This is a genomic window from Nocardia vinacea NBRC 16497, from assembly GCF_000308835.1.
In the GTDB taxonomy this organism is placed as follows: domain Bacteria; phylum Actinomycetota; class Actinomycetes; order Mycobacteriales; family Mycobacteriaceae; genus Nocardia; species Nocardia vinacea.
In genome coordinates this window covers 1-25,329 of the sequence record NZ_BAGN01000413.1, presented here as the reverse complement: position 1 = coordinate 25,329, position 25,329 = coordinate 1, and the positions used below count along the sequence as shown (strand labels likewise).

The window sequence follows — 25,329 nt, the reverse complement described above, 5'->3', positions numbered from 1 at the left end:
AGCCGGTTACAGATTCGTCCGGACGGCAGGCCAGAGAGGTCAACCAGAGCATGCGCTACACCACATTCGGTCGGCGGACCGGTTTGCGAGTATCCGAATTCGCTTTGGGTACCGCGAATTTCGGCACCAACTGGGGCGCCGGTGCCGAGTTCGAAGATTCCAGGGCGATGTTCGATACATTCGCAGAAGCCGGGGGAACGTTCATCGACACCGCCGACATCTATCAGTTCGGGCAGTCGGAAACCTACCTGGCCGATCTGATATCCACTGATCGCGAACACTTCGTCCTGGCGAGCAAGTTCACCCAAGGCGACACGGCACAACCACACGTATCGAAGACCGGCAACAGCCGGAAGGTGATGGTGCAAGCACTCGAAAGATCGCTACGCCGCCTCGGCACGGACTACCTGGATCTCTACTGGGTGCACTGGCCGGACTTCGTGACACCCGTCGAGGAAATCGTCGAAACGGTCGACGACCTGGTACGAGCGGGAAAAATTCTGCACGCGGGCTTTTCCAACTTCCCGGCATGGCGCACCGCCCATGCCGCAACGCTGGCCGACGAGCGCGGAATCAGCGCACGCATCGTGGGCGTACAAACCGAGTACAGCCTGGTCGAGCGGACCGCCGACCGCGAGATCATGCCGATGGCAGAGGCATTCGGGCTCGGTGTCGCACTCTACTCACCGCTCGGTGGCGGTCTACTCACCGGAAAGTATCGGACCAGCGACGAGGGGCGGCTGACGACCCTGGGTTCGGTTATCCAGCGGGAGGACACAACTCAGAAATCCGCCGTCGTCGATGCCGTTCTCGCGGTAGCCGGTGAGATCGGTGTGAGCCCGGCCCAGGTGGCAATGTCATGGCAACGAGAACATGCCCGCCGCTGCGCGACCGTGGTGGTGCCGATCATCGGTCCACGCACGAGCGCGCAGCTCGATGACTACCTGGCCGCGCTCGATGTGCCCCTCGAGGATGAGCAGTACACAAGATTGACCACGGCAAGCGACCCTGCCCTGGGCACGCCACACGATGCCGCCGCCCGCTCAGCCGACGCGGTCCGAGGCCGCATCGGAGGCGACTTCCTTGTGAATACTCCAGTGGCATAACCGAACTCGCACACGTGTATCGCCTGTTGCGGGTGTCGTCGAGTCTCGCACCCGCACGAGCGACGAACTAGCCGGTGCTCGCCAGGCTGAAGGCGCGCAGGAAGGATTGCAATTCCCCGTCGTCGCCCTCCACCGTGAGCGCGCCGGATTCGACCGCATCGGCGACATCGAGCTCATTGGTCAACAGAGCGGCGAGTGTCGAGATATCGCTATTCAGCGAGATTTTGGGCAATGTCGGGGCCGCCCCCGGTCGCAAACGGACGCCATCCGGCGAGGGCCCGATCCATGCGGACTCGTCGCCGACGTTGATCTGCACGACTCCGCCGAACCGATCGACAGCATCGGGTTCAGCGCGGGCTACCAGTCCCTGAACCAGCCATTCCGCACGCGTCATATCCGCGGCGTCGAACGGTGCACCATGCCTGAACCCCCAGGCCGCCAGCAGCCCGAGCGCCGGGCGCAACTCTTCGCCGATACCGGTGAGTGCGTATGCCGCGACCGGGGTCGGTGGCGGAAGTACCGTGCGCTCGATCAAGCCCGCTTCTTCGAGACCCTTGAGACGACTGGCGAGCAGATTGGTGCCGAGGCCCGGCAGCCCCTCAGCCAGGTCCTTGTATCTCCGCGGACCCATACCGAGGTCACGCAGGATAAGCAGAGTCCAGCGATCGCCGAGGATGTCGAGCGCACGAGCGAGGCCACAGTTCTGGCCGTACGTTCGATTATTCATAATCATATGATAGTAAATACTTCACTTTTATATTGTTCTCGGCCACGTGACATTCCGTGCATCAATCGATTCGGTGAAGTCGCCTGCCGCTCCCGACTGACCGCTTGGAGCGGCAGGCGCGAGAACGAGGCTCAGCCGGCGAGGAAGGACTTCACCTCGGCCGTGAAGTCCGCGAGATGCTGGAACAGGAACGCGTGGCCGGCGTCGCTGTACAGCACCAACTTGGCCGACGGGAGGTGCTCCACGGCGGAGTACGACGCGAAGGCGTGAATCATGACGTCGTGCGAACCATTGGCATAGAGCACAGGCTGCCGAATCGTTTCGAGCCCCGCGACAACCTGCTCCCAAGGCGTCGCCAGCGCCGCGGTGATTGCCTGGAGCTGCCCCATAGCGGCGGCTTCGCTGACCACCGGAGCATCCGTCGGCATCGCGGCCGAAACCTTGTCGAAGTGTTCGAGTCCCAACTTTCGAGCCTCTTCGGTTGCGGGATAGAACAGATACAGCATGTCGTCGAGATCGGCGTCCGGCTTGGCCATGATTCCCAGGACTCGTTCGCTGATGGTCGGCATATTCGGGGCGAGGCCCGATCCGCTGCCCGCGACGATCAACTTGCGAACGAGATCGGGGCGCGTGAGCGTGACCGCCTGCGCGACGACACCGCCGAAGGACCAGCCGAGCAGGTCGACCTCGGTCAACCCCAGCGCTTCGATGAAGTCGATAGCGCCCGCGGCGAACCCTTCGACGGAGGTGAGGGCTTCGCCACCGGTGTATCCGATACCGATGTTGTCGAACAGGATGACGTCACGCTCGGCGGCGAGGAGGTCGAGGAACTCCGGATCCCACCAGTCGACGGTGGCACGGAAGCGGTGCAACAGCACCAGCGGAACTCCGCCGCGCGGGCCGATCCGGCGGTAGGTGAAACGAGCCGACGCCCCATCGACATGCTTGTCCTCGGCGGCGTTGACAGGTGTGTAGGTACTCATATCGTTCTCCTCAGGGTGTAGTGCGGGCAATCGGTTGCGCGACCACCAGCGGTGGAATGAAAATGCCTGCGGCTCAGGCGATCTCGGCGAGACTCGGGTAGTCGGTGTATCCGCGCGGTCCGCCGCCGTACAGCGTGGTGAAGTCCACCTCGTTCAGCTCAGCGCCGGTGCGCCAACGCTCTACGAGATCGGGATTGGCGAGGAAGGCACGACCTACAACGACCGCGTCGGCCACCCCCTTGTCGAGCAATTCCTCGACCGTCTCCAGCGACGTCGGCACCGGTGTAGCACCAAGGTTCAAGAGCACCGAGCCGCCGAACCGCGTGCGGAGGTCACGGACGAGCGGTTCGAGGGACTCGAACGGGCTGGCCAGAACGCTCAGGTACGCCAGACCCAACGGCGCGATCGCATCCACGACCGCCTGATACGTCTCGTCGAGGTCGGCACCGGGCACCTCGCCGATGCCGTTCAACTGATGACCGGGCGAGAGCCGCAGGCCGACCCGATCCGCACCGATCGCCTCAGCGACCGCCGCGACCACGTCGATGACGAACCGAGCCCGATTCGCCGGCGCGCCGCCGAATTCGTCGTCGCGGAGGTTGACCGTCGGATCGAGGAACTGGTGCAACAGATAGCCGTTCGCACCGTGGATCTCGACCCCGTCGAGACCGGCACGAATCGCGTTGCGGGCGGCCTCGACGAACTCACTGATGATTCCGGCGATTTCACCGGTCTCGATGGCCCGGGGCACATCGTGATCGACCATGCCGGTCAGCGTGAACATCTGACCGGGAGCCTGGACGGCGCTCGGCGCGATCGTGTCCACACCGCCCTTGTTGCTGGCATGGGCGACCCGCCCGACGTGCATCAACTGAGCCACGATCGTCCCACCGGCGCCGTGCACGCCCTCGGCGACGAGTCGCCACCCGGCAACCTGTTCGTCGGTGTAGAGCCCGGGCACAGTCGGGTAGCCCTGGCCGACTGCACTGGGCGCAGTCCCCTCCGTGACGATCAGTCCCGCCCCGGCGCGCTGGGTGTAGTACTCGGCGTTCATCGCCGTGGGCACGTTGCCTTCCCCCGCGCGGCTACGAGTCAGCGGCGCCATGACGAAAGACTGCGGCAGATCCCAAGGTCCGATTCGTACCGGCTTGAAAGCAACAGACATGCGGGTGATCCTCCTGATGGGGGTGGGTGTCGAAAGACGAACGGAGCCGTTCGGTGTCACTTTAAAAAAAGATAGTATTTACTATCTGATTCTGCAACAAGCCTGTTGCGAGGATCCTATCGACCCACGTAGCCTGATCCATGTACACCGATCGGTATACATGTCCCAGGAGGATGCCATGACTTCGCTCATCGATCAGACGGTGCTCGTCACCGGAGCCAATCGCGGCATGGGCCGCGAGTACGTCGAGCAACTACTCGGTCGCGGAGTGAAGAAGATCTATGCCGCCGCCCGCGACCCACAGCAGATCCACGTGGCAGACCCGCGCATCGTTCCGCTGCACCTCGATGTCACCAGCGCCGCCTCGGTCGCCGAAGCGGCCGAGACCGCAATCGATGTCAGCGTTCTGATCAACAACGCGGGCATCGCGCACGGAGCCTCGGTGCTCGGCCGATCCACGGCCAGCCTTCGCGCGGAGCTGGAGACGAACCTGTTCGGCCCGCTCGCGCTGGCTTCTGCATTCGCCGACCGAATCGCTGAGCGCTCCGGCGCCATCGTCAACGTCTCGTCAGTTCTCGCATGGCTTCCCGTCGGTGCGAGCTATGGCGTATCGAAGGCGGCGATGTGGAGTGCGACGGACTCCATGCGCACCGAACTCGCCCCACGCGGCGTTCAGGTGGTGGGCGTCTACGTGGGGCTCGTCGACACCGATATGGGGAAGTTCTCGGATTCGCCGAAGTCCGATCCCGCGGATGTGGTTCGACAGGTGCTCGATGGCATCGAGTCCGGCGCCGCGGAGGTACTCGCGGACGAGCTCAGCCGACAGGCGCGCACATGGCTGAGCGAGCCCGTGCAGGAACGCCTCGCGCGTCTGATGCGCAGCTGAGGAATGCCGACGTGACGTCTACCATCCCACATATAACTTGGTTATAGTATGCGATAGCCTGGTTGTGGTGCTTTTACCACTCCCAGGACGTCACCACGAAGCAAAGGCCATAACAGACCAACACAAGGGTCACCTCGATATCGAGCAACCACGCAGCCGTCCCGATCGCACAGCTGCACGGCGGTTCCGACGACCAGATCCGGAAGGGCGCACGATGAAGGCTTTCGTTGTCAGTCGGTACGGGAAAGAGAACAATGTCCAGGTTGTCGAAGTCCCCCAGCCGGAACTGCGCGACGATGACGTCCTGGTGCAGATCCACGCCGCCAGCATCAATCCGTTGGACCTGAAAATCAGGAACGGCGAACTCAAGCCGCTGCTGCCGTACAAATTGCCGCTGATTCTGGGCAATGATCTCGCCGGCGTCGTGCTCGAGGTCGGACCGAGTGTTCGCGGGCTGGCACCGGGTGACGAGATCTACGCCAGACCCGCCCAGGATCGAATCGGCGCTTTCGCGGAATTGATCGCAATCAACGAGAACGATGTCGCGAAGAAGCCGCACGCACTGGATATGGCGCAAGCGGCCGCGGTTCCGCTGGTCGGCCTGACCGCTTGGCAGGCGCTGGTCGAGAAGGCGAATCTGCGTGCGGGGCAGAAAGTGCTGATCCACGCCGGCTCGGGAGGCCTCGGCACGATCACCATCCAACTGGCAAAGCATCTCGGCGCCACCGTCGCCACGACCACCAGCACCGCGAATGTCACGTGGGTGCAGGACCTCGGCGCAGATATCGTCATCGACTACAAGAAGGACGACTTCGAAACCATCGTCAAGGATTACGATCTCGTCATCGACACGCTGGGCGGAGACACGCTGGAAAAGTCACTCCGCGTACTCAAACCCGGCGGGAAAGTGATATCGGTCGCAGGCCCGCCGGAACCCGATTTCGCCAAAGAGTTCGGGGCGAATTGGGTTTTGATACAGGCGACGCGCGCTCTCAGCTTCTCGATCCGCCGAAAAGCCAAACACGCGGGAGTGAGCTACTCGTTTTTGTTCATGAAGGCAAATGGCGAGCAACTACGTCAGCTCGGCTACCTGATCGATTCCGGGGCTATACACCCTGTTGTGGATCGAATTTTTCCATTCCGAGCGACCACGGACGCTTTGGCCTATGTCGAAAAGGGGCGCGCCAAGGGCAAGGTGATCGTCACGATGCGCTGACGGGCCAGCCGAGCCGGCCCTCGCTCACAGGGCCGGCTCGAGTTCCCGGGTCGTGGCCGCGAACGCCGCGAACAGCTTCGGGAGGCCCGTACCCTTTCCTGAAACTCGCGCCGCGCCCGTCCGGCGAGCTTCCGCCAAGGTGAGGGTGTCCATGGTCAACGCGATGAAAGTCGCCGACGAACAGTAGAGCATGACCGCCGACTCCGATTCCGATGGACCGGACACCACCGACAACGCGCAGTCACGAACGCTCATCGTGAAGATCTCGTGAGCATGCGCCTCGGACTCGGGACTCTCGTACGTGTGCACCTCGCACTCGAAAGCCAGGCCCGACAAGAGATTCGGGGAGACCGCAGCCGTCATACAGAGCGCTACCATATCGGGTCGCGCCGTTTCGGTGTCGATCCCCTCCGACATCAACCCGAGCCCCCACAGACCCAAGCCGATTACCGGGGTCCGCAGTCCCTCTCCGAACTCGGTCAACGTGTAGGTACCACCGGCGGTCTTCTCGACGATACCGACGCCTTGGAGTCGACGAAGTCGACTCGTCAGGCGATTCGGTCCGGCAGCAGGCAGTTTGGCACCGAGATCGGTGAACCGCTTGGGTCCGAGGAGCAACTCCCGAATTATCAGCAGGGTCCATCGTTCGCCCAGCACATCCAAGGCGCTCGCAAGCGGACACCCTTGCCCATATAGACGAGACTTCTCCACTGAATCGAGTCTAGGGAAGGGCGTGGATCGACTCTGCACCAACTCGGCACCACGTCACCCGGCATAGCCAGGAGGGCGGAGATATCCGCCGAGTTGCTCGCCCAGCAGAGCCGCGAACTCGATTGTTGTCAGATCCCCCCCGGCGGGTCCCATCGCTTGTACACCCACCGGGAGCCCGGACTTGCCCAGGCCGACGGGAATCGTCGTAGCGGGTGCTCCGGCAATATTGGCGATGGCACACCATTTGACCTGGTCCCAGTATGAACGGGCGACGCCGTCGACCTCGAATCGCCGACCGAACCGATCGATCAGCTTGTTGTGGTGCGCGGGTGCGGCCGTGGGAGTGACCGGCATGAGCACGACGTCGAACTGGCGGAAGAATTCGTACCACCGCTCCCGGATCTCCTGACGCGCGGCGTCGGCCTGCATCCACGCATAGTGCGACTGGAATGTGCCTCGAAACGCACGGGTCGCCGGTCCTCGCGGGTCCTGCATCATGCGCGCCATCATGGCGGCAGCAGAGGCCGGAGTGATGCCGGTGCGATCCCCCGAAAGCTGCCCGTACACCAGTGGTTCGAAAACTCCGTGCGACTCGCTGATGTCGACCGGCAACGCGGCAGGCTGGATCTCCACCTTCGCGCCGGCCCGCTTCAGGATCTCGATCGCGTCGACGACGGCGGCGTTGACCTCGGAGTCGATGGGGCAGCCCGGGTCGTCGAACCAAACGGCGACGCGGAAGTCGCTCAGCGCGGTGGCTCTGGGCGCCGAGAGCTGGTAGCTGAAGCCGCCGTCACGAGTCAAGGCGCCAGTCGTCGCGGCGAGGATGGGAACCAAGTCGCGGGCATCGCGGACCTGAGCGCCCGCACAGGCGAGATCGGGCTCGGCCCAGCGACCGGTCCCCGGACCTGGTGGGAGGTGGCCGACCAAGGGGATCGATCGCCATGTCGCCTTGTGGCCGTACAGCCCGACAAAGTGTGACGGGATTCGGGTCGAGCCGCCGATTTCCGAGCCGAAGTCGAAGGCGGTGAGGCCGGCTGCGGTGGCCACCGCACCTCCACCGGCAGAACCACCGGATGTGCGTGCGAGGTTCCATGGATTGTTCGTCGGACCGAAGACGGGATTGTCGGCCTGTACGTCCTGGTTTCCGGGCGGCATATTGGTCTTGCCCATGATGATCGCCCCGGCTCGGCGCAGCCGCGCAATCGGTTCCGCGTCCCGCGTCGGCACGTTGTCGATGAGGTCGCGACGGCCACAAACAGACCTCATGCCTGCCGTCTCGTAACTGTCTTTCACGGTGATCGGCAATCCGTGCAGCGGCCCCAGCGGCGCACTGCCACTGGCACGCTGTCGGTCCGCCTCGGCCGCCTCGGCGCGGGCGCGCTCGGGATCCAACGTGACCACCGAGTTCAGGCGCCGGTCGTACTTCTCGATTCGCTGCAAATATCGGTCCACGAGCTCGCTACTCGAAATGTCACCGCGTCCGAGGAGGGCAAGCAACTCGTGGGCGGGCGCGAATGCAAGATCATCCAACATGGTTTCTCCACGAATGTTCATCGACAACGACTAGCGGTTCTCGAGTTGGACAATGGCTCGCTGCACGGAGGCATCACGTGCGAGTTTCGCGTCGAGGATCGGTCCGACCACACCTCGAAGTGCGGCAAAGGGCCGCCAACGGCCGGGGACAGTAATGGAGCGTTGCCGGTGTTCGAGCCCGTCGATGATCGCCGCGGCCGCCGTTGCAGCAGGGATCCGCTTCAACAGAAAGTCGGGCGACGAAGCTGAGAGCAGGTCGAGTACGTGGGGATCAGCGTCCACGCCCTGCCGGATCATGTCGGTCTCGATGAGCGAGAAGTACGCCGTCATGCACGACGCTCCGTGGTGCGCCAACTCGACGCCGAGGCCTCGGCCGAATTGCTCGACGGCGGCCTTACTCATTGCGTACGGGATCGTGCCCGCCCCATTGATGAACGCGAACACCGAACTGACCAATACGAGCTGTCCGCGGCTACTGATCACCGAATCCAGCGTGGCAGCCACCGTGTTGACGACTCCGTCCACGTTCACCGACATCACGCCTCGCACTTGGTCGGGCGTGAGCGCACTGAATGTGGCGCTCTTCCCGAGAATGCCTGCATTGGCGACTACCACGTCGATTCGCCCGAACTCCTCACGTGTTCGCAGCACGGCTTCCTGGACGGAATCGAGTTGGGTGACATCGCATTTCAGCGCCAGCGCCCGGCCCCTCGGCAGGGTCGCCGCGACACCTTGCGCCGTGGTCGGATCAATGTCTGCCAGGACCACCCGCGCCCCGCGGTCCGCCAGTGCGGTGGCAGTGGCCGCGCCAAGCCCGCGACCGGCACCGGTAATCAGGACGACTTTGTCCGAGAGTGAATAACGCTTCATGCCAGCTGTCCTCCGTGCCTGCTGGTGCATACAGCGGCCAGTGGACCTCGCGCGCCGGATATCTGGGGCCGAGGTCCGAGTCGGCGGAGTGCGCCCGGCAGCAGAACCCAAGTGGGTGCTTGGCGTCGATAGGTCGATGACTGAGGCATGTGGCGCACGCTACAGCTAACTATACGAAATGTATAGTACTTTTCATGTAGGCGGCTTACTCAGCGCTGCCGCAGGGCACCCGTCCGCGCGGCGCACAGCACGCTCCACCACACGTCGCTGATACCGGCGACCGCCGCGGGATCGTCGAGGCCCGTACCGCCGCGAACGGCCTGCTGGTAACACATGCGCTCGGTCATCCAGATCAGCGCGGCGGCGGTCGCCGCAGCTTCGGCTTCGCCGAATCCCTCGGCTCGCAATCGCTCTCGCGCGGCATCGACGAAGCGGCCGAGGACACCGTCCCAGTACGCGGCTATCCTCTCGTCGTAGCCTGCGGCCTCGATGACTGCCCGCAACAGGGTCGCGTGGTCGCGAAAGGTCGCGACTAGGCCCGCTGTCGATGCCGTGAGCTGGTCGTATTCGACGGGACCGTCAACCGCCAGGAACGGTTCGATAGCCGCGAACGCCTCGCCGCCGACCTCTTCGACGAGTGCCAGCAATAACTCGCGGCGATCCTCGAAGTGCGCATAGAACGCCGTCCTGGTACGGCCCGCACGTTCCGCGATGCGACTGACGGCGAGGTCCGCATACGACCCCCCCTCGTTGAGCAGCGCCTCAGTGGCATGCAGGAATGCGAGCTCGGTTGCGCGTCGGCGCGGATCATCGCGGGTGCGTTTGTCGAGGACGGCCACCGGGACAGATTATCGCGCGCACCAACGTATCTCATATAAGAGCGACTACTTGTAGTGACACTGTGTCTGTATTAAAGTCTCTCGGCATGCCTCCACTCGGGTGGCGATTTTCTGGCAACCCCTATCGACGCCCGAGGCGGACCGGCGACAAACCGAGGAGCACACAGTGAAAACTGCCGACTTCCTGACGATCGACATATTCGAGCGTCCACCCCGGGGACACCTGCGTTGGCGCCGCGCCGCAAAGGGCGGGCTGAAGGGACTGGAAGGACTTCGCGCGGCAACGGTGAACTACGCCAATAACGGGACCCATTCGCTCATGCCGCGACTCTTCCCCGGAGGGTGCGCTCTCGTTGCCGCCTGGGACTCGCCCGAGGCAGCGGAAGCGGCGTTTCGCGGTCCGCTGCGGGTGGCCGTCGAAGGCCCGAAGCGCTTCAGCCTCGACGGCGAAATCGTCCGCGTGAAGTTCAATCGCGAGACCGACGGCTGGCACGGGTGGACGCCGCAGGCCGACGGCGCGGAACCACTCGCCGACGAGGAACCGCTGGTGGCGATCGTGCACGGAATCGTGCGCCCCGGCGAGCTGACGAACTTCCTGCACAACAACGTGCACGCCGCCAGCCGCGCCGCCCATCACCCCGGCCACCGCGGCAGTGTCGACGTGTCCTCGAAATTGCCGTTCGAGCACACGTCGATCAGTCTGTGGAAGACCCTCGCACTGGCCAAGGACTACGCCTACTCACCAGGCGGGCACGCCAAGGCTCTGAAGCACGCCCTCAAGACCGACACGCACAAAGTCGGCTGCTTCCTGCGCGTACGACCACTGGCGAGCACCGGAAGCCTCGGTATCAACGCTCCGGCGTACCCGAAGCTGCCGCCGGCGAACCGCGGCGGACTTTGACGGTTGACTGAACTCCCGTGCCGAGGAACCCCCAGCCCTCAGGCACCCTCCCCGGAAGGTGATTCCCATGAAAGTAACTGTCGACCGCACAAAATGCACCGGGCTCGGTATCTGTGAGTCCATCGCACCCGGCATTTTCGAGGTGAATGACGAAGGCACCCTGAACCTGCTGCAGGACGATATCTCCGATGTGGACCGGCAGGACACCGAGAAAGCCGTGGCGACCTGCCCGACATCCGCTCTGCGCATCAGCGAATGACGACCGCGAAGAACATACGCAGCTTCGTGGTCGTCGGCGCCTGCCTGGCCGGCCTGCGAGCCGTGGAGGCCGCCCGCGAGGCCGGCTTCGACGGCTCGATCACGCTGATCGGAGCCGAGGAGCACCTCCCCTACGACCGACCCCCGCTCTCGAAGGCCTTCCTGTCGGACAAGGCCGGCCAACTGAAGTCGTCGCGGTACAAGTCACGTGAGTTCCTGGAGCAGGATCTCGGAGTCGATCTCGTCCTCGGTTCACCGGCGACGGGCTTGAACAGCGAGCGGCGAGAGGTATTGATCGGGGACCGCCGCGTTCCATACGACGCAATGGTCATCGCGACGGGAGCCACGCTTCGGTCCCTGCCCGGGACCGAGGGGATGGGCGGGGTCCACGGCCTGCGGAACATCGAGGACGCGATTGCGATCCGCCGTGCCCTCGACGCCGGGGCCCGCACCGTCGTGGTGGGCGCCGGTTTCATAGGGTCCGAGGTGGCCTCCGCCGCGCAGGCCCGCGGCCTGGAGGTCACCATCGTCGAGGCCCTTGCCAAACCGTTGGTCAGAGCCGCCGGTGACCGAATGGGTGAAGCGATCGCGGCTCTGCATGAGCGCAACGGCACCCGACTGCTGTGCGGGCGCGCGGTGCGCGCCGTTGAGGGTGGCGACCACGTCGAACGGGTCGTGCTCGACGACGGAACGATTCTTCCGGCAGACCTGGTGGTGGCGGGGATCGGCATCGCCCCCAGCACCGGGTGGTTACAGGGCTCCGGTCTCGACCTGTCGAACGGCATCGTCTGCGACGAGAAGTTGTGGACAGGCGTGGACGTGATCTACGCCGCCGGTGACGTCGCTTGCTGGCCGAACCGGGTCATGGAGCAGACACATCGCATGGAGAACTGGACGGCTGCGGCCGAGCAGGGCGCGGCAGCGGCGCGCAACGCGTTGGATCCGGCCGACGCGTCGGCGTACGAAACGGTCCCCTATTTCTGGTCCGATTGGTACGACTCGAGAATCCAGTTCGTCGGGTCCCCGGATTGCGATGAAGTCCACGTCGTGGACGGCGACCCCGCGGTCGACGGCCGGTGGGTGGCGCTGTATCGCCGCGGGCCGCGCCTGATCGGAGCCCTCACACTGAACCGGCCGACCGAGATCATGAAATACCGCGGGCTCATCCTGAAACAGTCGAGCTGGGATGACGCTCTCGCGTTCGCCACGGCTCGTCGGGACGCGGCGCGCCGAAGGACCCTCACCGAGTCGCAGGCATAACAGCTGCTCGCTCCAACCCCCGTCTGGCTTCCAAATATGTTGCCTTACAAGGCTGTTGAGCAATCTACAGCGGGCGCAGCAGTCGGGTCGCCTGCAGCGCGATGTAGAGCTCGGCCGCTTGTGCCGGGTGATCGCAGTCGCGGCCGGTGAGGTCGCGAATCTTACGCAGCCGGTAGAGCACGGTGTTGCGGTGATAGTGCATCTGCTGCGCGGCGGCCACGGTCGAGCCCTTGCACTCGAACCACACTTCGAGGGTGTGCAGCAAGGCCGTTCGCTCCGCCTCCGGCAGTTGCATGAGCGGGCCGAGGATTTGTGCGGCTGCACTGCGCGCCGCATCGGGTAGCCGCACCACCAGTAGTGCGACCGGCTCCGATTCGTAGCGGGTGACCGCAACCGCGCCACGCGGTGTGCACTCGAGTGCGAGCCGGGCTTCCTCGCGCGCGGCGGCAATGCCTTGCGGACCGCTGAAGATGCGACTGACGCCCGCACGAGCTTCGACCGCCGCACCGAGTAAGTCGATGGCACTGTCGATTTCGGCGGGCGTGGGTGCGCAGATCAGACCAGTCCGGGTATCGGCGTAGAAATCCCAGATCGAAACGATGCCACGGTCCTTCAGCTTGGCGATCGCGGCTGCCATCGTGTTCTGATCCGAATCAGCCTCGGCGGCAAGCACTACGAACACCCCGGTCTCGGATAGGCCGAGAGTACGCGCCGCGTCCAGAACCACAGCGGGATTCTCCGCGTGGTCGTCGAACAACGTCCGGATCACCCGGGCCCGCGACTCGATATCGGCCAAGGCGACCAGAGTTTCGGTCTCGCGGTATGCCTCGGCCGCGGCATCGGAGTACCGGTCGACGAGGGCCCACAATTCGCCAGGAATCTTCAGCAGCTCACCGTGGGCGACACCACCTGCACGGACCATCAACTCTTCCCAGATCAACCGACCACCGAGCCGGTACGCGTGCAGCATCGCCGCTATCGGCAACCCCTGTTCGGCCTTCAATCTGCCCGCCGCACGCGCGGATTCCAGCCGGACCGGATCGCGGCCCGCAAGGTAGCGGAGCATTGCGCTCAAGTTGTCCAGGCAGGCTCCGCGCAGTTGGTCCCGGGTCAGCAGTTGGGAGTCCAGGTATGCACGCTCGGATGCGACGATCCGGTCGGCGAGTTCGTCGGCCATCGAGTCCACCGAGTCCAGCAATTGCCTCGCGAGTTCGGTGGCCGCGATCGAGTGCAACGGTCTGGCCACCCCGGCAGAGTACCACCCGCGGTGTGGGCCACACCACACTGTGATTGTGCCATCGCACAAAGTCGATCACCTACTCCCGCGACCGCCGCCCATGGTGCACGACGGCACTGATGCGGACAATTCCGACTATGACCATCAACGACTCGCCGACCGACCTGCGGGGCGCCGTCGACGCCGCACTGTCGGACCTCGCCGAGGGCGAAAAGGCCTGGGCCGCAATCTCCTTGGCCGCACGAGCCGAGCTGCTCGGGCGCGTCCGGGAGCGAACCGCGCAATATGCCCGAGCGTGGGTCGATGCGGCGGTCAGCTATAAGCGGCTGGATCCAGGCACGGCGCTGGTCGGCGAGGAATGGATATCCGGCCCCTATGCGATGGCAGCCGGAGCTGGAGCACTAGAGCAAAGCCTGCGCGCACTCGCCGCCGGGCGCAGCCCACTCGAGAAGGCGCATTTCGGCACCGCCGGTGGACGCACCACGGTCCGCGTGCTGCCCACGTCGGTCTTCGACACTTTGCTGCTGAGCGGATTCAGCGCCGAGGTGTGGCTGCAGCCGGGAATCGGCCGGGCCGAAGCCATCCGAGCCGCGGGGCTGGCACAGCTCGACCCGATTCACACCAACGGCATCGGCGTGGTGCTCGGCGCGGGCAACATCACCTCGATCGCCCCGTTGGACGTGCTGTACGAACTGATCGCGCACAACCGCGTCGTCGCTTTGAAGCTGAATCCGATCACGGACCCGATGCTGGAGCCGCTGACCGATGTGCTGGAGCCGTTCATTGCGATCGGGGCCGTCCGAATCCTCACCGGCGCAGCCGATGTCGGCGAATATCTGGTGCAGCATCCGGAGGTCGCACACGTGCATATGACCGGCAGCGCCGCGACACACGACGCGATCGTCTGGGGACACGGCGAGGACGCCGCGGCGCGCAAGGACGCTGGTCGGCCTCGACTCGACAAGCCGATCACCAGCGAACTCGGCGGCGTCTCCCCGACCATCGTGCTGCCGGGCCGGTGGAGCCAGGCCGATCTGCGGTTCCAGGCCGACCACATTGTCACCCAGCGCCTGCACAACGGCGGATACAACTGTGTCGCGGCACAGGCCGTCGTGATTTCCGCCGACTGGGATCAGAAGGAGGACTTCCTTCGCGAGCTGCGCGCCGCCTACGCCGCCGCACCGAGTCGGGCCGCGTATTACCCGGGCAGCGACGATCGGGTCGCGGCAGCCGAGTCGACCTATCCGAGCGCCGAGCACTTCGGCGGCCGGCTGCTGATGTCGGGCCTGCGCGGCGACCGCAGCGAGACACTGCTGCAGACCGAATACTTCGCGCCAGTCCTCGGAGTTGTCGAATTGTCCGGCCTCGGACCCGATTTCGCGCGTGCGGCAGCGGCTACGGCGAACGATGATTTCGTCGGCACGCTCGGGGTGAATGTCATCGCGCACCCGGCGACCATCCGTGCGATGGGCGCGGCATTCGACGAACTGATCGAGCAGCTGCGCTACGGCACGATCGCGATCAATGCGTGGACCGGCGCCGGGTTCCTCACCGCCGCGGCTACCTGGGGTGCTTATCCGGGCCACACGATCGACGACGTTCAGAGCGGAATCGGTGTGGTGCACAACGCATTCCTGATCGACCGGCCCGAACGAACGGTCGTGCGCGGCCCCTTCCGTCCCGCGCCACGCTCAGTGCTGCACGGCGAGTGGTCGCTCACGCCAAAACCGCCGTGGTTTGTGAACAATACGACCGCGGCGACGACCGGACGGCGCCTCGCCGCCTTCGCCGGAGCACCCGGATGGGGAAAACTGCCCGCAATCTTCGCATCTGCGTTGCGCGGCTGACCGAGCAGGAGCACACGTGGATACCCACGCCGACTACGTCGTCATCGGTACCGGATCGGCGGGCGCGGTCGTCGCCAACCGACTCAGTACCGACCCCGCTACCAGCGTCATCGTGCTGGAGGCCGGGCCGCAGGACAAAGACAAATTCATCCATATCCCCGCCGCATTCGCCAAGCTGTTCCGCAGCACCGTGGATTGGGATTACCGCACCGAACCGCAGCCCGCCCTCGCCGGACGTGAAATCTATTGGCCCAGAGGCAAAACGCTGGGCGGCTCCTCATCGCTGAACGCGATGATGTGGGTGCGCGGATTCGCCGCGGACTACGACGACTGGGCCGAACGAGCCGGAAGCGACTGGTCCTACGCCGAGGTCGTACGGTACTTCCGCAAGATCGAAGCACTCGAGGGGGCACGTGAACCCGACGAAGGTGTCGACGGTCCACTGCATGTGTCGCGGCAGCGCAGCCCGCGCCCGTCCACAGCGGCCTGGCTGGCGGCGGCGGTCGAGTCCGGTCACACTGTGGAGCGCCCGAATCTGCCCGAGCCGAAGGGTTTCTCCGAAACCGTCGTGACACAGAAGGGCGGCGCGCGGTGGAGCACGGCCGACGCCTACCTGCGGCCCACCCTCGGCAGAAAAAACCTGACGCTGCGTACCGAGGCCGTCGCGACACGCATCATCTTCGATGGAACCCGCGCTGTAGCAGTCGAATTCGAGTCCGGCGGCAAACGCGAGGTTGCGTATGCCCGCCGGGAAGTGGTGCTGCGCGGTGGCGCGATCAACAGTCCACAATTACTGATGCTCTCCGGCATCGGTAATCGCGAACACCTCGCCGAGCACGGTATCGCGACCGTCCACCACGCACCGGAGGTCGGGGAGAACCTGATGGACCATCTGGTCGCGATGCTCGGCTTCGACGTCGAAGGCGACAGCTTGTTCGCTGCGGAAAAGCCGCTGGAGCTCATCAATTACCTTGCCAGACACCGCGGGATGCTCACCTCCAACGTCGGTGAGGCCTACGGATTCGTGCGTAGCCGCCCGGACCTGGACCTGCCCGACCTCGAGCTGATCTTCGGACCTGCACCATTCTTCGATGAGGGAATCGGAGAACCGTACGGCCACGCGGTGGTAATGGGATCTATCCTGCTCAAACCGGAGAGCAGAGGCCGCATCTCGTTGCGCTCGGCCAACCCACTGGCGAAGCCGATCATCGATCCCCGCTACCTGTCCGACACCGGCGGCGCCGACCGTGCGGCCATCCTGGCAGGCCTTCGCATGTGCGCGGAGATCGCCGAAGCACCCGCGTTGAAAAAACTGCTCGGCAAGGTCGCTCGTCCCGTGGGCGCGCCAGATACCGGTGCGGAGACACTCGAAAAGGCCCTCACCACCTGTTCACATACCCTGTACCACCCGGTGGGCACCTGCCGGATGGGCAGCGACGAAACCAGCGTCGTGACACCGGCTTTGCTGGTTCGAGGCGTCGAAGGGCTGCGGATCGCGGACGCATCGGTGATGCCGAGCATCATCCGCGGGCACACCCACGCCCCGAGCGTGCTGATCGGTGAGAAAGCAGCCGACCTGATCCGCGGCTGATCAGGTCGGCTGATGCCCCAGCCAGTGTGCGATCTCCAGGGCGACCCCGATCTCGAGACCGTTGGTATCGAGTGAGACCGGCAGCATCTCCGCCGCGCGCTGAATGCGGTTGAGGACGGTATTGCGATGCGCGAAGAGCGTTCGTGCGGCCCGGGACGCGCTGAATTGCTCACGGATATAGATTCTCAATGTCTCACGGAGCTCGGCATCTGCTGTCGCGACCCGCCCCAACGTCCGGGCGACGAACTCGATGGCCCGCTGCTCGTTATAGGTTGCAAGCGTCACGAGCTGGACGTCGGCGAAGCTGGCGAAATGCAAGTCCGGCAATCGTTGCATCAATCGTTGCGTCTCGACCGCATCCAGGTGGCTGCGCCGAAAGCCCTCTACCCCGGTGTCGGCCGGTCCCATGGCGATGCGCACGCCCTCGATATGCGACGTCGCCGCCGCGAGGGTTTGCGCATCGACGGCAGTCGCATTGGCCAACCAGGTCCACACCGATGTGGAGCTGGCGATGACATCCAATGTCTGCTGCGCCTGGGTGACCGCTCCCAGCGCCTCCGCCGCGCGCTGCAAGCCGCGCCGATCAGGTGCCCCGGGGTCCGTCCACAACACAGCCGCGGTGTGGCGCCCCTCGAATCGGTAGCCGAGGCGGTCGCTGGCACGATCGTTGGCCATCGGAGCCCCTTCGAGGACGAGACTCACCAGTTCGAAACGCTGTGCGTGACTGTCCCGGGTGAGTTCGGCACGTTCGGATTCGAGTTGAGCGGCCAGCGCGGCGAGTGTGACATCGACGAAGTCGGCCAGGGAGCGAGCGGCGACGTCGAGGGCTTCCTGAAGTACGACGGGATTGGATGAGACGGTGAATGCCAGCCGCATCCAATGCCTCCAGAGCGCATTGTGTCCCGCGTGATATGCCGTGACCAGAATCTGTTCGACCCCTCGACGGAATGCGTCGCGGGCTATGCCGACCACTTCCGCACTCAGGTTCGCCGTGACCGGTTCTCTCGGAGCACTCCGCACGGAGGCGGCCCAGTGCAGCAGGTTGGCGCGGGAACTGGCCGTGATCTCGGCGACCAGCGAGGGTTCGGTGCGAAAGGGTTCGATCGCCGCCGCGAATACTGCATCGTGCAGGTCGCTCATGACCTCGGCAGGTTCAGCGAGCAGCTTCTCGCAGACGCTTTGGACAACGCCGTCGGCGCCCGGCAACGGGGTTCCAGCTCGTGTCACCAGTCGAATGTAACTCCGAAAAGATAGGCAGAACGCCCATTTAGAATTCACTTCTTGGGCAAAACGCTCTTGAGAGGTAGGTCACTTCACCTGACACTTGTAACGCACGACACAGTGATAGGCGAGAGGACCAGGCCATGGCGACGAAGCGCAGGGGCGACCGCGAGACTTGGGATGAGATGATCCGATACGTCGACGTCCTGATCGTGGGCGCGGGGATCTCGGGAATCGGCGCGGGCAGCCATCTGAAGAGCAAGCTGCCGGACAAGACGTTCCTTATCGTGGATGCCCGCGAGAGCATCGGCGGCACCTGGGACCTGTTCCGCTACCCGGGGATTCGCGCCGACACGGACGCGCAGACGTTTTCCTACGAGTTCAAGCCGTGGAGGCGCGACAATGCGATCGCCGACGGCGCGGAGATACTGAGCTACCTCCATGAGACTGTGGCCGAGTACACCCTGTCGTCCCATCTGCGACTCGGCTGGAAAGTCGCCTCGGCCGACTGGTCCTCCCAACGGGGACTGTGGGCAGTCCAGCTGTCCAACGTCGGCACCGGCCGGACCGCGACCGTGGAATGTCGGTGGCTGTTCGGAGCGACCGGGTACTACGACTACGACCAGGGTTACCGGCCGCATTTCGATGACGAAGAGCGCTTCACGGGCGAGATCGTCCATCCCCAACATTGGCCGCAGGATCTGGACTACCGCGGTCGGAAGGTGGTGGTCATCGGCAGCGGCGCCACCGCGATCACACTGGTCCCCGCCATGGCCGAGACCGCCGCTCACGTCACCCTGCTGCAGCGCTCACCCACCTACATCCTCCCGATCCCGAGCCGGGACCCGGTCACCGACGGACTGCGCAAGCTCCTGCCCGAGCACATCGCATATCGGATGAGCAGGACCATCAACAGAACTCGGCTCGCCGTCATCTACGCAGTGAGCCGTCGCTATCCCCGCTTTACCCGTCGGCTCGTCCGCTGGGTCAATAAAAAGGCGTTGCCGAAGGGCTATCCGGTCGATCAGCACTTCAAGCCCAGCTACGACCCATGGCACGAGCGCATGTGCTTCGCCCGCGACGGCGACTTGTTCTCGGCGATCAGCACTGGCAAGGCTTCCGTAGTCACCGACCGGATCGCCCGGTTCACCGAGCGCGGAATCGAACTCGCCACCGGTGACAGTCTCGACGCCGACATCGTCGTGACCGCGACCGGCCTACAGATGATTCCGCTGCGCGCAATGACTCTCAGCCTCGACGGCGTGCCGATCGACGTCGCCGACGCCGTGGTCTACAAGGGCATGATGCTCTCGGGAGTACCGAACTTCGCCTTCGCCTTCGGCTACACCAATGCCGCGTGGACCTTGAAGGTCGACCTCGTCTGCGAGCATCTGTGCCGCCTCATCGCACACCTCGACAACCACGGCGAGCACGTCGCGGTCCCGGTCGCCAACGACCCGACGCTTCGACTCACACCGATGGTGGACTTCCATGCCGGTTACGTCCGACGAGCGGCCGAAACCCTTCCACGGCAAGGCTCGCACGGCCCTTGGTCGATGGCGATGAGCTACCGAGCGGACCGTGACCGGCTCGTCCGCGGCCCCGTGGCAGACCCAGCATTGCGGACCTCCCGTATCTCTACCGATTCCGACGTTGCGGTGCGGGTGGGCTGAACGGTAGTGAGAAAGCAAGAGATCACCTTCCCCAGCGCCGGAACGACGTGTGCGGCATGGCATCTGCGCACGGCCGATGACACATTGCTCGAGAAGACCGGACGACCATGCGTCGTAATGGCCCACGGCTTCAGCGGCACCCGCGACACCGGTCTGCTCGGATTCGCGGAAGGCTTCGCGGCCGCGGGCCTCGACGTGGTGCTCTTCGACTATCGCGGCTTCGGGGCCTCGGCGGGAAATCCGCGCCAGCTCGTCTCCTACCGGCGCCAACGCGCCGACTACCGTGCGGCGGTCCGCGCCGCACGCAGTATCGAGGGCGTGGACCCGGGTCGGATCATTCTGTGGGGAACGTCGTACTCGGGCGGTCATGTCGTGAAGATCGCGGCCGGCGACCCTGATATCGCAGCGATCGTGGCGATGACACCAGCCGTCGATGGGCCCGCCACGGTGGCACATCTCGCCCGAAACGGAGGGCTGGCACCCATATTTCGGCTCGCCGCCAATGGAGTTCGCGATGTGCTGGCCGCCGCTACCGGACGGCCGCCCCTGCTGGTGCCTGCCATCGGAGCATCCGGCTCGGGCGCGGTGCTGGCAAAAGACGGCGCACAAGAGGCGATGGCCGGGGTCGCCGGGCCGAGTTGGCGCAACGAGGTCTGTGCGCGGGTGGCACTCGAGCTCGCGCTGAATCGACCAGGCGGGTCCGTGCGCCGCGTGCGGGCTCCTCTACTGGTACAGGTGGGCGACATCGACACGGTGGTCCCCGTTGCGGCTGCGCTGAAGGCGGCGGCGCGGGCGGGCGGCGGCGCCGAGGTTCGGCGCTATCCGGTGGATCACTTCGACGTGTACGACGGTGTATGGCAGGCGCGCCTGCTCGCCGACCAGGTTGCCTTCATCATGCGCGAGCTGCGGCACGCTCATGATGCGGTGATGGCAGTCGACCCCGGCTGACCATGTCAGCACCCCCGTTTGGTGCTGTGGGCACGAATAAGGCGGTGGAGGCATTGGACGAACTGGAATCGGCTGTCGACGGCAGGTAGAACCGACAACCGTGCGTGCCCGCCGCTTCGGTCAGCGGGCACCTCCTGGATCCGCGTGCGCCACGCGAAGCCTGTCGACATGGTCGCGGATTCTCCCGACTACCTCCACCGCGGTCGGCACGAGGATCGGAAACAAGATGAAAAGAAACAATGGCAGCATTATCTGCAAAAATTCGAGCATGGCTGTCATCTCCGGCATGGGCGAGGTGGAAGCCACTACGGTATGGCCGGAGATGACGCCGAAGAATGTGCGCGCAATATGAATTTCGAACAGCCTGTTGTGCGCCGCGCACAATAAGCTGAGCACACGACAAGTGAAGCAGCCACCGGCCGTTGCGAATCAGCCTTCACAACAGGCGGGATCGACGTGGAATTCGATATCGTCGAGCGCGATGTCTGCACCACATGATCCGCAAATAGTGCGCGCGGTCAGCTCGTGCCGGCACGACGAATGATGTAGTGTGACCGAATCAGCGCTGCCCTCATCCAGCCAGCGGGCTTCCCACTCACGCATCGCGATGAGAACCGAGAAGAAGTCGCGTCCTTTATCGGTGAGGATGTACTCCCTGCGCGGCGGGTTTTCCTGGTACAGCCGTTTGGTCATCACGCCCTGCTCCACCAGTCGGGTAAGTCGAGTCGACAGTACGTTTCGTGCGATGCCGAGAGATTTCCGGAATTCGTCGAAGCGACGGGCGCCCATGATCGCGTCGCGCATGATCAACGGTGTCCATGAATCACCGAACAGCTCCACTGTGCGAGCAACCGAGCACGCCGGGTCCGAGAATGTCGACTTCATGAATACAAAATATCCGCTCAGTCTCGCGATGGCTCGGCGATGAGATACTGATCATTCCGGAAGTTCGCCCGGTGCAATCGCCAGGAATCCAAACGGTCGTAGCCACGCACGGTGACCGGAGGTCGTTGTTCGAGTCGGTAGCCATCGTACTCGCCCAGTGCCTGTGCCATGTTCTCGTCGACCAGGGCCTCGCCAGGAGCGCCGACCGAGGTCAGCCTGCTCGCGATGTTCACCGTTGCCCCGAAAATATCGCCGAGTCGATCCACAACCGGACCCGAGGCGACCCCGATGCGCAGTGGCGGCTCGGAATCCGGCCATGCCGCAAGCAGATCGAGTGCGATATCTGCGGCGACAGTCGGTCGGTCGGCGGTGAACAGCGCCGCATCACCGATCATTTTCACGATACGACCGCTATTCTCGCCGACGGCATTCGTGGTCGCGGACTCGAACGCATCGAGCAAACGACGTATCTCGTATTCGCCCGCGCCGCGAGTCAGGGCCGTATACCCCGAAATATCCGCGAATCCTACCGCCGTGCCGATCGGACGCGAGCTGTCCTCCTGTGCGACCGCGATCCGTCGAGCGATGTACGCGGCGACCTGCCTGCGCCACATGTAGGCGTGGGTTTGTTCGAGCAAAGGCAAAATCTGCTCGGAGAATGTCAGCAACGCTGAAGCCGAGGTGGATGTTGTCACCTCGTCGAGGAAGTTATCGACGGCCAACTGAGCCTCCCAGGTAGCCAACGGGGAGACCGATTGCGTAATCGCGCGAGTTATCGCGACGATCGCCGCATCGTCGACACCGGCGATATCACGCCATTTCCCGGCCCGACGCAACGCCTCGACGTCATCGTCGGTGAATGCCCGTTCCTCGTCCGGCGGCGCCGCGAATCCCATTGCTCGCCATATAGGCTCGGCACGTTCACGGTCGATACCGGAACGACTCAGCACCTCGTCGGCGGTGTACTTGCGCGGACCGCCCAGGATCATTGCATCGACCGTATCGCCGATCTTCTGCAAATTGTCGCGGATGTCTCCGGGCAACGGCGGCCTATTCGTGGTCATCGGTTACGCAACTTCCAATGGTGGGCTCTCCATTGTGACTCATGGGCGACACCATTATGTTCCGGTAGCTGAACAATGATCACCATCGTCGAACTATCCCACCGACGCCGAGAACCAGCAGTGCTAGTCGTCGGATCGACTGCTGCGGTTCGGTAGCGCCGGTTCGAACTGGGCCAGCACCTGCAGCAGGAACGAGCGCGGTAGCCCAGCCTCCGACGGTGCACCGGCGAGTGTTTCCAGGACCGGCTGCAGTTGACGGCCGCTGTCGGCGACGAGCCGTGCCAGTCCCAGCGTCGCGCAATGCGACAGTGCCGGGGCCAGCAGTTCGGCCGCCCGCCCTGTCTGCCCGATTGCCGACAAGCAGCAGCCGCGCAGCAGTTCAGCCAGCAGCAGGGCCCTCGGTCGTGTTTGGCGGCTGATCTCGCGCACGAAATGTTCAGCCTTATCGCAGGCCTGCTGGGCCGCCGCGGGTGACGATTCGGCGAGCAGTAGCCGGATCGCGGAATCGCGTGCGAGTTCGGATGCGATAGCCAGAGTCGCGGTGGGCTGCACGGTGTAGGGCGGGAGATTGTCGAGGGTCTCTCGTTCGGTGTCGGTAATCGGCAGGCCGAGGCGGACGCGTTCGTTCACGATTCGCGCCGCCAGCCGTGGGAGCGATAGATCCGCAGCGATCTTCGCTCCCGCTGCCAGACGTTGCTGGGCGGTATCGAGATCACCGCGAACGGCGGCAAGGCGCGCTCCGGTCCCGTAGGTGGCCATCAAGAACTCCACGGCGCCGCCCGCCGGGCCGAGCCCGATGTCCAGCAGTTCCTCCGCCTCGATGAATTGTCCTTTCTCATATAGCAATTCGCCGAGCAACGCACTGGCCAGCCGGGTGGCGTGCGACTGCTTACCGGTCTGCAACGCCAGGTGCAAAGGCCGTCCGGTAACAGGACTCCGCGGCGGCGATATCGAGTTGTTCGGCCGCGGACATACCGGCGATGCAATCGCAGTACATCACCCCGAAAGGGCCTGCAGCGCGGTCTCGATACGGCGCCATCCAACGATGCCAGCGGTGGACCTCTTCGAAGTCGAACCGATACAGCGCCGCCGCGGCCGCTGTGGCCGCCGCGATGATGCTGAGGAATGGCCGGTCCAATTTCTGTGCACGCGCCACTACCGATGCCGGTACTTCGGCGTAGCGATCCGTCACCTGATCGTTGCAGGTTCGGGCCAAGGCCGCCTCGAACCGGATCTCATCGGCCTGCTCGTCGTCGACTGTGCCCGCCGCCAGCGCCGCGTCGGCTCGGTCGAGCGCGGCGATGGCGGTCGCACGGCGCTGCAAGGCGATATTCGCCCAGGCTATTTGTACTTGCAGTACCGGGTTCGGCGTTGTCAGCGAACCAGGCAGCTTCGCGACCAAGCCTAGGAAGGTCGCCATCCGCGAACCGTCCAGCAGTTGCATGGCGCGCTCCTGTACCAGACTCATGGCCAGTTCCGGGGCGTCACCGGCGAGTGCGTGGTCGACCGCCTCGATCGGCATGTCATGGTCGGCGAACCACGACGATGCCCTCAGGTGCAATTGCTCAAGCAGTCCGGGGTGCTGTTGTACGAGTCGGCGGCGCAGGAAGTCGGCGAAAAGTCCGTGGTAGCGGAACCACTGCAGATCGTCATCGATGTTGCGCAGGAATAGATCACGTTGGCGGACGTCCTCGAGCAATTCCTGGCCGGATTTCCGGTCGGTCAGCGTTTCGGCGAGCTCACCGCAGATGCGTTCGGTGACCGAGGTGCGCATGAGGAACTCGAGCATGTCCGGTTCGAGCGAGTCGACGACATTTTCCAGCAGATACTCGCCGATCGCGTAGTGGCGACCGGAGATCTGGCTGATGTAGGTGCTCGGGTCCGCCTTCCCGCGCAGCGATAACGACGCCAGTTGCAGCGCCGCGACCCAGCCTTCGGTCGAGCGGCGCAGGTTCTCCATGTCGGTGGCCGCCAGCGACAGTTCATTCATCCCGCTGAGGAATGCCGTCGTCTCGGTGGCATCGAATCGCAATGCGGCCTCGTCGATTTCGAGCAGTTCGTCGCGCACGCGCAGCCGACTCAGTGGCAACCCCGTGCGGGTGCGACTGGTCACTATCAGCCGCAGGTGATGACAGCCGCGGTCGAGCAGGAATTCCATAGCCGCGATCGAGGATCGACTGGTCACCCGATGCCAGTCATCGATCACGAGCGCGACGGTTTCGCCGCTGTCGTGGATCTGATCGATCAGTGTCGTCATCACGTGCCGCCCGGCGTCGGTGGAACGCTGCTCTAGCAACTGCGTCAGACCAGTCGCGAGCTCGGGACGGGTGCGGCGGATCGCGTGCACGATATGGGCCAGCAACCACACCACATTGTTGTCGTCCGGATCCACGCTCAACCAGGCGACG

General features: G+C 64.4%; 25 protein-coding genes. 10 read left to right on the top strand and 15 right to left on the bottom strand.

Annotated features, from left to right (window positions below):
- The first annotated feature begins 50 nt into the window (after positions 1–50).
- Entirely contained in the window at positions 51–1,106 is a 1,056-nt protein-coding gene (locus ON44_RS40375; protein ID WP_040700111.1) for an aldo/keto reductase, read from the top strand.
- Between the two features lie 67 nt (positions 1,107–1,173).
- On the opposite strand, the gene ON44_RS40370 is transcribed toward ON44_RS40375, so the two are convergent.
- From ON44_RS40370 to ON44_RS40360, 3 genes are all read right to left on the bottom strand, one after another.
- Complete coding sequence (locus ON44_RS40370) at positions 1,174–1,833, bottom strand: winged helix-turn-helix transcriptional regulator (protein ID WP_040700151.1); 660 nt, start codon at positions 1,831–1,833, stop codon at positions 1,174–1,176.
- Between the two features lie 131 nt (positions 1,834–1,964).
- Positions 1,965–2,816 (bottom strand): alpha/beta fold hydrolase, encoded by an 852-nt coding sequence (locus tag ON44_RS40365; RefSeq protein WP_040700110.1) that lies wholly within the window; start codon positions 2,814–2,816, stop codon positions 1,965–1,967.
- A 73-nt stretch (positions 2,817–2,889) separates the two neighbouring features.
- Entirely contained in the window at positions 2,890–3,981 is a 1,092-nt protein-coding gene (locus ON44_RS40360; protein WP_040700109.1) for an alkene reductase, read from the bottom strand.
- A 178-nt stretch (positions 3,982–4,159) separates the two neighbouring features.
- Between ON44_RS40360 and ON44_RS40355 the strand changes: the two genes are divergently transcribed.
- Complete coding sequence (locus ON44_RS40355) at positions 4,160–4,867, top strand: SDR family oxidoreductase (RefSeq protein WP_040700150.1); 708 nt, start codon at positions 4,160–4,162, stop codon at positions 4,865–4,867.
- A gap of 73 nt (positions 4,868–4,940) precedes the next feature.
- Here ON44_RS40355 and ON44_RS51550 read toward each other — a convergent pair whose 3' ends face one another.
- Positions 4,941–5,186 carry a hypothetical protein gene (locus ON44_RS51550; protein WP_169338155.1) on the bottom strand — a complete coding sequence of 82 codons (246 nt, stop codon included), beginning with the start codon at positions 5,184–5,186 and terminating at the stop codon, positions 4,941–4,943.
- On the opposite strand from ON44_RS51550, the gene ON44_RS40350 reads away from it, so the two are divergent.
- Positions 5,082–6,083: an NADP-dependent oxidoreductase gene (locus ON44_RS40350; protein ID WP_040700108.1), complete on the top strand. Its 1,002-nt coding sequence runs from the start codon at positions 5,082–5,084 to the stop codon at positions 6,081–6,083. The two genes, ON44_RS51550 and ON44_RS40350, sit on opposite strands and share 105 nt — an antisense overlap.
- 24 nt (positions 6,084–6,107) lie before the next feature.
- Here the strand turns inward: ON44_RS40350 and ON44_RS40345 are convergent, their stop codons facing one another.
- From ON44_RS40345 to ON44_RS40330, 4 genes are all read right to left on the bottom strand, one after another.
- Entirely contained in the window at positions 6,108–6,794 is a 687-nt protein-coding gene (locus ON44_RS40345; RefSeq protein ID WP_063721714.1) for a winged helix-turn-helix transcriptional regulator, read from the bottom strand.
- 54 nt (positions 6,795–6,848) lie between these two features.
- Positions 6,849–8,327 (bottom strand): amidase, encoded by a 1,479-nt coding sequence (locus tag ON44_RS40340; protein WP_085998720.1) that lies wholly within the window; start codon positions 8,325–8,327, stop codon positions 6,849–6,851.
- Positions 8,328–8,357: 30 nt separating this feature from the next.
- Positions 8,358–9,197, bottom strand: a complete 840-nt coding sequence (locus ON44_RS40335; RefSeq protein ID WP_040700106.1) for an SDR family NAD(P)-dependent oxidoreductase — start codon at positions 9,195–9,197, stop codon at positions 8,358–8,360.
- Between the two features lie 209 nt (positions 9,198–9,406).
- On the bottom strand, positions 9,407–10,036 hold the full coding sequence (locus tag ON44_RS40330; RefSeq protein ID WP_051183110.1) for a TetR/AcrR family transcriptional regulator: 630 nt from the start codon (positions 10,034–10,036) through the stop codon (positions 9,407–9,409).
- A 166-nt stretch (positions 10,037–10,202) separates the two neighbouring features.
- Between ON44_RS40330 and ON44_RS40325 the strand changes: the two genes are divergently transcribed.
- The 3 genes from ON44_RS40325 (at position 10,203) to ON44_RS40315 (ending at position 12,455) form a co-directional block, all read left to right on the top strand.
- Entirely contained in the window at positions 10,203–10,937 is a 735-nt protein-coding gene (locus tag ON44_RS40325; protein WP_040700105.1) for a hypothetical protein, read from the top strand.
- Positions 10,938–11,004: 67 nt separating this feature from the next.
- Complete coding sequence (locus ON44_RS40320; RefSeq protein ID WP_040700147.1) at positions 11,005–11,196, top strand: ferredoxin; 192 nt, start codon at positions 11,005–11,007, stop codon at positions 11,194–11,196.
- Positions 11,193–12,455: an NAD(P)/FAD-dependent oxidoreductase gene (locus ON44_RS40315; protein WP_040700104.1), complete on the top strand. Its 1,263-nt coding sequence runs from the start codon at positions 11,193–11,195 to the stop codon at positions 12,453–12,455. Before ON44_RS40320 ends, ON44_RS40315 begins: the two co-directional genes overlap by 4 nt.
- A gap of 64 nt (positions 12,456–12,519) precedes the next feature.
- On the opposite strand, the gene ON44_RS40310 is transcribed toward ON44_RS40315, so the two are convergent.
- Positions 12,520–13,701, bottom strand: a complete 1,182-nt coding sequence (locus tag ON44_RS40310) for a PucR family transcriptional regulator (protein WP_051183108.1) — start codon at positions 13,699–13,701, stop codon at positions 12,520–12,522.
- A gap of 110 nt (positions 13,702–13,811) precedes the next feature.
- Here ON44_RS40310 and ON44_RS40305 point away from each other — a divergent pair, with 110 nt between their 5' ends.
- A complete protein-coding gene (locus ON44_RS40305) occupies positions 13,812–15,539 on the top strand; it encodes an aldehyde dehydrogenase family protein (RefSeq protein WP_040700103.1) in 1,728 nt (575 codons plus the stop codon).
- Positions 15,540–15,555: 16 nt separating this feature from the next.
- Entirely contained in the window at positions 15,556–17,130 is a 1,575-nt protein-coding gene (locus tag ON44_RS40300; protein ID WP_040700102.1) for a GMC family oxidoreductase, read from the top strand.
- Here the strand turns inward: ON44_RS40300 and ON44_RS40295 are convergent, their stop codons facing one another.
- Positions 17,131–18,357: a PucR family transcriptional regulator gene (locus ON44_RS40295; protein ID WP_157187558.1), complete on the bottom strand. Its 1,227-nt coding sequence runs from the start codon at positions 18,355–18,357 to the stop codon at positions 17,131–17,133.
- A 137-nt stretch (positions 18,358–18,494) separates the two neighbouring features.
- Here ON44_RS40295 and ON44_RS40290 point away from each other — a divergent pair, with 137 nt between their 5' ends.
- Together ON44_RS40290 and ON44_RS40285 are read left to right on the top strand one after the other, a co-directional pair.
- Complete coding sequence (locus tag ON44_RS40290; RefSeq protein ID WP_245567522.1) at positions 18,495–20,024, top strand: flavin-containing monooxygenase; 1,530 nt, start codon at positions 18,495–18,497, stop codon at positions 20,022–20,024.
- A 6-nt stretch (positions 20,025–20,030) separates the two neighbouring features.
- Positions 20,031–20,972, top strand: coding sequence for an alpha/beta hydrolase (locus ON44_RS40285; protein ID WP_051183106.1), 942 nt, complete (start codon positions 20,031–20,033; stop codon positions 20,970–20,972).
- Between the two features lie 120 nt (positions 20,973–21,092).
- On the opposite strand, the gene ON44_RS40280 is transcribed toward ON44_RS40285, so the two are convergent.
- The 5 genes from ON44_RS40280 to ON44_RS40265 all read right to left on the bottom strand — a co-directional run.
- On the bottom strand, positions 21,093–21,368 hold the full coding sequence (locus tag ON44_RS40280) for a hypothetical protein (protein ID WP_040700099.1): 276 nt from the start codon (positions 21,366–21,368) through the stop codon (positions 21,093–21,095).
- Between the two features lie 33 nt (positions 21,369–21,401).
- Complete coding sequence (locus ON44_RS40275) at positions 21,402–21,857, bottom strand: winged helix-turn-helix transcriptional regulator (protein ID WP_083898464.1); 456 nt, start codon at positions 21,855–21,857, stop codon at positions 21,402–21,404.
- Positions 21,858–21,874: 17 nt separating this feature from the next.
- Positions 21,875–22,921, bottom strand: a complete 1,047-nt coding sequence (locus tag ON44_RS40270; RefSeq protein WP_083898463.1) for an adenylate/guanylate cyclase domain-containing protein — start codon at positions 22,919–22,921, stop codon at positions 21,875–21,877.
- Positions 22,922–23,044: 123 nt separating this feature from the next.
- Positions 23,045–23,836, bottom strand: a complete 792-nt coding sequence (locus tag ON44_RS47515) for a hypothetical protein (protein WP_051183100.1) — start codon at positions 23,834–23,836, stop codon at positions 23,045–23,047.
- Positions 23,811–25,329, bottom strand: a 1,519-nt coding sequence (locus ON44_RS40265) for a winged helix-turn-helix domain-containing protein (protein ID WP_506333360.1), incomplete at its 5' end; no start/stop codon positions are given. The genes ON44_RS40265 and ON44_RS47515, both read right to left, overlap by 26 nt.

Coding starts and splice junctions, on each gene's coding strand:
- ON44_RS40375 (WP_040700111.1), top strand. CDS start 51: ATGCGCTACACCACATTCGGTCGGCGGACCGGTTTGCGAGTATCCGAA.
- ON44_RS40370 (WP_040700151.1), bottom strand. CDS start 1,833: ATGAATAATCGAACGTACGGCCAGAACTGTGGCCTCGCTCGTGCGCTC.
- ON44_RS40365 (WP_040700110.1), bottom strand. CDS start 2,816: ATGAGTACCTACACACCTGTCAACGCCGCCGAGGACAAGCATGTCGAT.
- ON44_RS40360 (WP_040700109.1), bottom strand. CDS start 3,981: ATGTCTGTTGCTTTCAAGCCGGTACGAATCGGACCTTGGGATCTGCCG.
- ON44_RS40355 (WP_040700150.1), top strand. CDS start 4,160: ATGACTTCGCTCATCGATCAGACGGTGCTCGTCACCGGAGCCAATCGC.
- ON44_RS40350 (WP_040700108.1), top strand. CDS start 5,082: ATGAAGGCTTTCGTTGTCAGTCGGTACGGGAAAGAGAACAATGTCCAG.
- ON44_RS40340 (WP_085998720.1), bottom strand. CDS start 8,327: ATGTTGGATGATCTTGCATTCGCGCCCGCCCACGAGTTGCTTGCCCTC.
- ON44_RS40335 (WP_040700106.1), bottom strand. CDS start 9,197: ATGAAGCGTTATTCACTCTCGGACAAAGTCGTCCTGATTACCGGTGCC.
- ON44_RS40320 (WP_040700147.1), top strand. CDS start 11,005: ATGAAAGTAACTGTCGACCGCACAAAATGCACCGGGCTCGGTATCTGT.
- ON44_RS40315 (WP_040700104.1), top strand. CDS start 11,193: ATGACGACCGCGAAGAACATACGCAGCTTCGTGGTCGTCGGCGCCTGC.
- ON44_RS40305 (WP_040700103.1), top strand. CDS start 13,812: ATGCGGACAATTCCGACTATGACCATCAACGACTCGCCGACCGACCTG.
- ON44_RS40290 (WP_245567522.1), top strand. CDS start 18,495: ATGGCGACGAAGCGCAGGGGCGACCGCGAGACTTGGGATGAGATGATC.
- ON44_RS40275 (WP_083898464.1), bottom strand. CDS start 21,857: ATGAAGTCGACATTCTCGGACCCGGCGTGCTCGGTTGCTCGCACAGTG.
- ON44_RS40270 (WP_083898463.1), bottom strand. CDS start 22,921: ATGACCACGAATAGGCCGCCGTTGCCCGGAGACATCCGCGACAATTTG.